General features: G+C 57.4%; 4 protein-coding genes. 1 reads left to right on the forward strand and 3 read right to left on the reverse strand.

Features of this window, described 5'->3' with window-relative positions; translation table 11 throughout:
• Positions 1–325: 325 nt before the first annotated feature.
• Genes AC5LBQ_RS09175 through AC5LBQ_RS09185 form a run of 3 tightly spaced genes read right to left on the reverse strand, consistent with a single transcriptional unit; the run spans position 326 to position 5548 of the window.
• The gene (locus AC5LBQ_RS09175) at positions 326–2914 is read right to left on the reverse strand and encodes an ABC transporter ATP-binding protein/permease (protein ID WP_493265294.1); all 2589 of its coding nucleotides are present in this window, start codon (positions 2912–2914) and stop codon (positions 326–328) included.
• Positions 2904–3917 (reverse strand): ABC transporter permease, encoded by a 1014-nt coding sequence (locus tag AC5LBQ_RS09180; protein WP_493265295.1) that lies wholly within the window; start codon positions 3915–3917, stop codon positions 2904–2906. The genes AC5LBQ_RS09175 and AC5LBQ_RS09180 overlap by 11 nt, the downstream gene beginning before the upstream one ends.
• Positions 3905–5548: an ABC transporter substrate-binding protein gene (locus AC5LBQ_RS09185; protein WP_493265296.1), complete on the reverse strand. Its 1644-nt coding sequence runs from the start codon at positions 5546–5548 to the stop codon at positions 3905–3907. Before AC5LBQ_RS09185 ends, AC5LBQ_RS09180 begins: the two co-directional genes overlap by 13 nt.
• 194 nt (positions 5549–5742) lie before the next feature.
• On the opposite strand from AC5LBQ_RS09185, the gene AC5LBQ_RS09190 reads away from it, so the two are divergent.
• Entirely contained in the window at positions 5743–6225 is a 483-nt protein-coding gene (locus tag AC5LBQ_RS09190; protein ID WP_282922561.1) for an ArsR/SmtB family transcription factor, read from the forward strand.
• Positions 6226–6390 lie beyond the last annotated feature (165 nt).

A 6390-nucleotide genomic window follows, 5' to 3' on the forward strand; every position in this document is an offset into this window, starting at 1 on the left:
AATCAGGGAAACAATCCAGGTCGCCATAAAGTAGGGCGCGCCGGTCAAACGGTAGGGCATCATGTTGAGGATACTTTGATAAGCGCCCAGAGCGGTGCCGGCCACGTAGGAACCGGCCGCTTTGGGTAGCTCAGCCGGACAGATTTACTCGGCCACGATGAGTTCCGCAAAGAAATCCTGAAAGGCATCGACCTGGATATTCCGGCGGGAAAATAACCGGCCTGGCGGGGGAATCCGGTTCCGGAAAAACCATGACCGGCTTCGCAATGCTGCAGGGCTGCGGGAGGTGGCGAAACAGGGAATTAATGTCGCAACGGGGCGCAGATTAGTCCAGGTCAAGGCTACAATCAGCCCAGTAATCTAGAAGTTCCCGGTCGTGGCTAATCGCTATAACCGCGAGCCCCTGTGCCGAGCGTCTCTGAATCGCCCGCACCAGGCTAGCGGTACTGAAAGTGTCCAGCATGGCAGTGGCCTCGTCACAAATCAACACCGTGGGATTGGTCAATAAACATCTGGCCAAGGCAACGCGCTGCAGTTGACCCTCTGAGACTTCCGTCGGGAAGCGCCGCCTGAACTCAGAGGGAATCCCCAGTTCCTCGCAGATTTTTGCGCTTTGCTTGCGTCGCACATCGGGCGGAACATCCGCGTAAATTAACGGTTCCTCAATGATTTGTGCCAGCGTCCACCGCGGATTCACGGAGCGCCGAGGTGACTGGAACAGCATCGCCACTCCAGGTTGCACTGCCGCACGTGGGCGCTGTTTGGTGGCGGGGCTGTTGCCTGGAGGTATGGCCGTTTCCCCTGATTCACACCAGCGAATCTGGCCTGTCAAGGGAGTGAGCCGTCCGGCAATCGCCCTGGCGGTAGTGGTTTTGCCACAACCAGAGTCTCCGAACCACCCCACGGTTTCGCCGCGGTGCAGGCTGAGGTTAAAGCCTTTCACCACCGGGACTCCGTGATATCCGACGGTAAGTTCGCGCACTTCCAATACGGTTTCGTGGGTTACGTCGGGTGTCAGTCGAGGTTGGTTCTCGTGGTCAGAAGCGGGGTGCGGCGCGGATGCATCGGTCCCGTTTCGTGCCATGTTGCGCGGCAAAGCTGCTAGTAGTTTCCGCGTATAAGGATGCAGTGGCGTATCTAGCACCTGCGTTGCCGTGCCTTGCTCCAACACCTGACCGTGACCCAAAACTGTCACCTGATCTGCCAGAGGAAAATCCAGCAACAACGCCAAATCGTGGGTGATGGTTAACACTGCCAGCCCCCGGTCTGCTAACTTTCGCAACAGCTGCCAAATCTGGTCGCGGCGTGTTTCGTCCAATCCCGCGGTGACTTCATCTGCAATCAAAACTGCGGGGTTCCCCGCCAAAGCCAGCGCCAAGTTTGCCCTGGTCAACATACCGCCGGACAACTCGTGCGGATAAGCCGCGAGGGAGTCCGTGGGAAAGCCCGTCATTTCGCACAATTCGGTCACGGTCGTGGGGCCTGCGGAGGTCTCCCCGGAAAGCATCTCTGCCCTGTCCCGGCGCCCGAGTAACTTGACGGATTCTTCCAGCTGGTCGCCAATGGTACGGTTCGGTGCAAAAGCTGTGGCGCTGGATTGGGACGCGACCGCGATGAGACGCCCACGAACCGCCTGCCAGGGGCAGTTTTTGCCATACAGGGTTATCCCGCTGACGCTGACTTGGCCGCTGACCTGCATCTTTCCGGGTAACATCCCGGTGGCGGTTTTTGCCAGAATCGATTTCCCCGCTCCGGATTGTCCCAGCAGCACGTGCAATTCGCCGGGTCTGACCTGCAGGTTCACGTGGTCTTCCAAAACCAGGTCGCGTTCCGTGGGGGAATTGGCTGTCGATGTTAGCGTTGCGGCGGTGCTGTCAGTCGGGGCTTCATGACGCTGGTCAGAAATCCAGCCAGAGCAGGGAACCGTCACGCTCAAATCCCGGAATTCCAAGGCGGGTGGGGCGGTATTTTCGTCTGGTTCCCCGGCTGGAGCCTCATGCACACACGGGGCAACGCCACTGGCGGCAACACTCAAATCCCCCACCAAGGTGTCGGACTGTGCAGAATCTGCCTCTCCGGCTGCTCCGCGCGAAGCCTTGCCTAAACCCGATGCCCATCCGAAAATGAGCAGGGTCAACGAAACCAAGGCGCCTGCCGGAAACACCAGTTCCCACCAGCAGCCAATCAGGATTTCCGTGCGCGCCACCTCTAGCAGGGTGCCCAGCGAAGGCTGGTCGGGAGAAATTCCCAGACCCAGGAAAGACAGGGTAGATTCGTGCCAAATCGCGTGGGGGAACAGCAGCACGACACTGACTTTCATCTGACCGAATACCGAAGGTAGCAGGTGTTTGCGCGCCACTTGCCAGTGGCTCGCGCCCGCCAGATACGCGGCCTCTACATATTCCAATTCACGTGTGGATAGTGCAATCGAACGCACAATACGCGCTACCGGCGACCAGTGCACCAAGGCAATCGAAGCGATAATCGCCACGAGAGAACCGGGGTAAAACGCCACAATCGCAATGCCCAGCAGCAGTTGGGGCAACGCGTTAATCGTGTCGGTAAAACGCATCAGTAACGAGTCGACTTTTCCACCCCAGGAGGCTGCCACGGCTCCGATGAGTACCCCAATTACTGTGGAAACCACGGCACAGACTGCCGCCACGAAAATGCTGACCCGCAGCCCCAAAGCCACGCGCACCAACAAATCATGCCCCGCCAAGTCAGTGCCGAACCAATGTGTGGCACTGGGCGCCAACCGTGCTTGTGACAGATCCGCCTCATGCAAATCCGTGCCGGCAAAAAACGGCAAGATTGCGGCGTAGAGCAGCAACAACACCAGGGCATAGAAAGCCAGCCGACTGGGGCTAAATGCCTTTCGCAGCGCAGAAGGGGAGGTCAATTTAAGAGTCATATCGCACTCGTGGATCGAAATAGAGATACAAAACATCGGCGACCAGATTGCCGATAATTACCAGCGCCGCCGATGCCAAAGTCAGGAAAGTTAGTAGCGGTAAATCCAGTCCCTTTGCGGAAGCTACCAGCGCGGCCGCCAGTCCACCCCAAGAAAAGACTTCCTCGACCAGCACCGCGCCGACAATCAGCTCCGGCAGGCGCATGCCCACCATGGTGATGGTGGGGGCTAGTGACAGCGGCAGGACAGAACGGCGGATTAAGGTGCTTTGCGGAATCCCGCGTTGAATCCCGGCTTTCCACCAGTCGGAATGGAGATTCTCTTGGGCGCGTTCCCACAAGGTCAACAGCATCCACGGCATTTGGGTTAACGCCAACACGCTGGCAGGCAAAATCAGATACGACCACTCCCATGCCGAGGTGGCATCTGGACCTGTGCGCCCCCCAGCGGGGAACCATCCGGTTCCCAAAGCCAGGAATAACACAGCTCCCAAAGCCAACACGAACGGGGGGATGGCTTGGACAAACAGCATGAGAGCTTGGAATACGCGTCCCAGCCAGTTCCACCGCAGCCCGAGTATCCCCAATACGATACTCAGCACGAAAGCCAGAACCAGACCCACACCCGATAGCGCCAGGGTGGCTTCGCAGCGTTCTGCCAAGACTTGCACGACGGGCTGATTATAGGTGCGCGAATACCCCAAATTGCCATGAATCAGATCGCTGGCCCAAGCCAACCAGGCTCCGTGCCAGGATTGATCCAAATTAAGCGCCTTCGCGATGGATTCCCGCTGGGTGGCGCTGAGGAACTGATAGCGATCCCCCAAGTACGCCACCAGCGGGTTCAAGGGTGATACGGCGGCGAGCAGGAAAACACCTACTGAAATCGCCACCAGCAGCACCGGCAACACCAACAGGCGGTTGCGCACCAAAATCCGCACCTGGTGGCGTCGCTCGTGGCGACGCGCCTGGCGCAGAGTTATTCCGGTGCTTATTTCTCCCATTGCCCTAAGTTCCACCACGGACCCCAATTCACGCCATGGGAGTGCGGCTCTACCGTCAGATTTCCGGTCTTCCAACCGGCATCACGGGTGACATAGGTGTGTTGCAAGAATGCCAGGAACACGTGGTTTGGGGCTTCCAAATACTGCTTTTGGGCTTGCTGGTATAGCTTCACGCGTTCGGATTCATCTCCGGATTTGCGTGCCTGCTCCAAGATTTTATCCATTTCCGGAGAGCCGTAGTTGCCGGGGTTATCGTACTGCGAGGTGTTTGCTTCGCGGGTGTGCAGAATTGAGTACACCTGGGTGTCGATGGAGTACGGCTTGTCGCCGCCGCCCAACAAGATACCGACTTTGTCCAGGCGTCCATCCAACGCATCCCAAGTCGTTCCTTCCAGTTTCACGTCTACGCCCAGTGGTTTCATGGCGGCGGCGAAAGCCACCGAAAGGTCACGGCGCACTGTGTCATTGGAGGTGTAAGCCAGGGTGAAAGCGGCACGCTGGCCGTCTTTTTCGCGAATCCCGTCCGCACCGACTTTCCAGCCGGCCTGATCCAGGCGCTTCTTGGCGCCCTCCAGGTCAAACTTAAACTGTGCTTCCGGGACGTAAGCCTCGTAAACCCCAGAAACTGGAGTGTATGCTGGTTTGCCCGCCCCAAACAGTACTTTTTTGATGATTTCTGGACGATTCACGGCTTCATTCATGGCTATCCGAGCCTGCAGGTCGGCACAAAACGCATTGTTACCGGGGAAGCTGATTCCGCGCCAGTCTGCGGAATCCGCATATACTACCTGGTATTCTGGGAGGTCTTTCAGGCTGTTTGCCAAAGCCGGGGGGATAATCGACCCGTCGAATTCCTTGGTGCGAATCCGGGCCACGCGAGCTGCGTCATCGGGAACATACACCGTCGTCAGCTTCTTGACTTGCGGAGCCTTACCCCAGTATTTAGGGTTCGCTATCCACACGGCTTTCTGGCTGTCAAGCGTTTCGAGGACGTACGGTCCGGTGCCCACGGGCTTGGTGTTCAGCGGAGATTCACTCGCCAGTCCACCTTTCATATATTCACCAGGTGCCAGTCCCAGCAACAATCGAGAGGGGAAATCGGGGTAAGGGTACTTTAGTTTGAAAGTGACCTTATTCCCGTCTGCGTTAATCTGATCAACCATATCGAAAGAAGCTCCGATTTCCGAGGCTGTGGCGGGATTCATAGCTTCTTTGTAGTTAGCCACCACGTCTTGGGCGTCGAAGTCACTGCCGTCTGAGAATTTTACCCCGTCACGGACTTCCACGGTCCACTCGGTTTTATCTGCGTTAGAGGTCGGCAACGTAGTCGCCAAGACCGGACGCAGCTCCGGCAATTTATGAGGGTCTTTGCTTTCCAAACCCAACAAGCCTTCATATATGGGGGATACACCGAGTGCTGCGTAGCCGTTGGTGGGGTTGTATCCTCCCAATTCATAAGCGTCCGCCAGAGTGATTTCATCGGCGGCCGTGGCTTTGTCGGTGCCAGCGGCGGGGTGTTTCGCGGAGGAGCCCCCTTGACAAGCGGTAAGACTCAAAGCTAACGCCACGGCGGCGGCGCTGACCGCTAGGGTTTTTATGCTGAATTTGCCAGGGTGGCAGGGGTGGGACATAGCTGCTCCTTGTGTGTAACGTATTGCTTTCGCGCAGGGTTAATAATGTCTACATAGACATATGTCAGTTCGCAAAGATATTATCATGCGGTTAGTAGCGGGGCAATTCTCCTGACGGTGAGAAATCCGGAGATAACGAGCCAAAATCAGGCGAATAATGTCACAATTGAAAAGGTGTTAGGAAGGAAAGATTCATGAGCCAGCTGCCTGCCGCCGAGATTCGTGCCCTGCGCGAAGCCTTGACCCATCCACATGGAACCGGTGCGGGATGTCGGTGCGCGGCGGATACGGAGCTGATGCCCCGCGAAACCGGAACACCTCATGAACCCGATGGAGCTTACGACGAAGACCAGACCCGCCACGGCCGGCAGGCACACCCCCCAATGCAGCCGGTAGACATCGATGAGATTGCTACCATCTGGGCACCTCGCTTCGAATTGCTAGCCGATTTAACCCGGCTGAAGCTGCTGTCTTATATGCATATTTATCCCGGTTCTTGCGTACAGGATTTAGCTAACGCGGCGGGTATTACCCAGACGGCAGCCTCGCAAGCGCTGCGGGTCTTGCGTGATGAAGGCTGGGTTAGCGCCGATCGTGACGGGCGCTTGATGCGCTACACCCTGAAAGACACTGCCGCGCACCAGATGCTGCATTTTATCGGGCACACCCACGTGTAACTTGATGGTGAGAAACCCCAGAAGCGCTGCAGAATTGCGGAACTCTCGGCTCAATACCCGGAGGCGGACAGAGGTTTGATGTGGCGCAAAATCAACGCCAGGATGATGACCACAACTGCCAGGGAGCCAGAAATCGCCACTACGCCCGGCCAGCCCAGGGCGGTC

This window comes from Mobiluncus sp. (assembly GCF_985070215.1).